The following is a 1,906-nucleotide window of genomic DNA, read 5'->3' on the forward strand; positions in this document are numbered from 1 at the left end:
ATTATTCCTTCACGCTGGCAGAACTGGTGACCAAAGGACATCTGAGACCATTAAAAGAGGCGTCAGAGGCAGAAAACGTTGCTTAACGTGAGTTTTCGTTCCACTGAGCGTCAGACCCCTGTCACAATGGCCTTACCGGGATTGGCGTAAGCGTGCGGGATATCCGCATGGAAGCGCAGGGATTCCCCGGCAGAAACGGTGTGCCACTCATCCCCCAGCCGCAGTTGTAATGCGCCTTCCAGTACAATGACATGTTCTCTGGTTCTGAAATCCATCCCTGTCGGTGTTGCTTATGCAGTCTGGTCGGGACTCGGCGTCGTCATAATTACAGCCATTGCCTGGTTGCTTCATGGGCAAAAGCTTGATGCGTGGGGCTTTGTAGGTATGGGGCTCATAATTGCTGCCTTTTTGCTCGCCCGATCCCCATCGTGGAAGTCGCTGCGGAGGCCGACGCCATGGTGACGGTGTTCGGCATTCTGAATCTCACCGAGGACTCCTTCTTCGATGAGAGCCGGCGGCTAGACCCCGCCGGCGCTGTCACCGCGGCGATCGAAATGCTGCGAGTCGGATCAGACGTCGTGGATGTCGGACCGGCCGCCAGCCATCCGGACGCGAGGCCTGTATCGCCGGCCGATGAGATCAGACGTATTGCGCCGCTCTTAGACGCCCTGTCCGATCAGATGCACCGTGTTTCAATCGACAGCTTCCAACCGGAAACCCAGCGCTATGCGCTCAAGCGCGGCGTGGGCTACCTGAACGATATCCAAGGATTTCCTGACCCTGCGCTCTATCCCGATATTGCTGAGGCGGACTGCAGGCTGGTGGTTATGCACTCAGCGCAGCGGGATGGCATCGCCACCCGCACCGGTCACCTTCGACCCGAAGACGCGCTCGACGAGATTGTGCGGTTCTTCGAGGCGCGGGTTTCCGCCTTGCGACGGAGCGGGGTCGCTGCCGACCGGCTCATCCTCGATCCGGGGATGGGATTTTTCTTGAGCCCCGCACCGGAAACATCGCTGCACGTGCTGTCGAACCTTCAAAAGCTGAAGTCGGCGTTGGGGCTTCCGCTATTGGTCTCGGTGTCGCGGAAATCCTTCTTGGGCGCCACCGTTGGCCTTCCTGTAAAGGATCTGGGTCCAGCGAGCCTTGCGGCGGAACTTCACGCGATCGGCAATGGCGCTGACTACGTCCGCACCCACGCGCCTGGAGATCTGCGAAGCGCAATCACCTTCTCGGAAACCCTCGCGAAATTTCGCAGTCGCGACGCCAGAGACCGAGGGTTAGATCATGCCTAGCATTCACCTTCCGGCCGCCCGCTAGCGGACCCTGGTCAGGTTCCGCGAAGGTGGGCGCAGACATGCTGGGCTCGTCAGGATCAAACTGCACTATGAGGCGGCGGTTCATACCGCGCCAGGGGAGCGAATGGACAGCGAGGAGCCTCCGAACGTTCGGGTCGCCTGCTCGGGTGATATCGACGAGGTTGTGCGGCTGATGCACGACGCTGCGGCGTGGATGTCCGCCAAGGGAACGCCCGCCTGGGACGTCGCGCGGATCGACCGGACATTCGCGGAGACCTTCGTCCTGAGATCCGAGCTCCTAGGGATCGCCTCAGAAAACGGAAAATAAAGCACGCTAAGCCGTAAGTAAGCGTGCTCCTGTGAAAGCCACAGCTAAAACTGCGTAGTACACATAGAGGTATTTTTTTCTAGATTTATATCGAATTTCGTTATCGAATTTCGCTTATTATTGATCAACTCGTTGCAGATCATGAAGGCGAAAGTATGACGGGCACTGTTGCAAATAGTCGGTGGTGATAAACTTATCATCCCCTTTTGCTGATGGAGCTGCACATGAACCCATTCAAAGGCCGGCATTTTCAGCGTGACATCATTCTGTGGGCCGTACG

General features: G+C 57.7%; 4 protein-coding genes and 1 pseudogene. 3 read left to right on the forward strand and 2 right to left on the reverse strand.

Going from position 1 to position 1,906, the window contains the following annotated elements; all coding sequences use genetic code 11:
• Nucleotides 1–110: 110 nt before the first annotated feature.
• Complete coding sequence (locus K0778_RS25790) at nt 111–275, reverse strand: cupin domain-containing protein (RefSeq protein ID WP_072644484.1); 165 nt, start codon at nt 273–275, stop codon at nt 111–113.
• On the opposite strand from K0778_RS25790, the pseudogene K0778_RS25795 reads away from it, so the two are divergent.
• The 3 genes and pseudogenes from K0778_RS25795 to K0778_RS25805 all read left to right on the forward strand — a co-directional run.
• Nucleotides 256–462: pseudogene (locus K0778_RS25795) on the forward strand (DMT family transporter); the annotation flags it as partial. The gene K0778_RS25790 and the pseudogene K0778_RS25795 overlap by 20 nt on opposite strands.
• Nucleotides 456–1,295, forward strand: a complete 840-nt coding sequence (sul1, locus tag K0778_RS25800) for a sulfonamide-resistant dihydropteroate synthase Sul1 (RefSeq protein WP_000259031.1) — start codon at nt 456–458, stop codon at nt 1,293–1,295. The pseudogene K0778_RS25795 and the gene sul1, both read left to right, overlap by 7 nt.
• 127 nt (nt 1,296–1,422) lie before the next feature.
• Nucleotides 1,423–1,626 (forward strand): hypothetical protein, encoded by a 204-nt coding sequence (locus tag K0778_RS25805; RefSeq protein ID WP_000376616.1) that lies wholly within the window; start codon nt 1,423–1,425, stop codon nt 1,624–1,626.
• Between the two features lie 44 nt (nt 1,627–1,670).
• Here the strand turns inward: K0778_RS25805 and K0778_RS25810 are convergent.
• Nucleotides 1,671–1,906 (reverse strand): hypothetical protein (locus K0778_RS25810; protein WP_205853191.1); only part of this gene is annotated, 236 nt, incomplete at its 5' end.

The organism is Escherichia sp. XD33, from assembly GCF_019375075.1.
Taxonomy (GTDB): Bacteria; Pseudomonadota; Gammaproteobacteria; order Enterobacterales; family Enterobacteriaceae; genus Enterobacter; species Enterobacter flexneri_A.

Coding starts and splice junctions, on each gene's coding strand:
- sul1 (WP_000259031.1), top strand. CDS start 456: ATGGTGACGGTGTTCGGCATTCTGAATCTCACCGAGGACTCCTTCTTC.
- K0778_RS25790 (WP_072644484.1), bottom strand. CDS start 275: ATGGATTTCAGAACCAGAGAACATGTCATTGTACTGGAAGGCGCATTA.
- K0778_RS25805 (WP_000376616.1), top strand. CDS start 1,423: ATGGACAGCGAGGAGCCTCCGAACGTTCGGGTCGCCTGCTCGGGTGAT.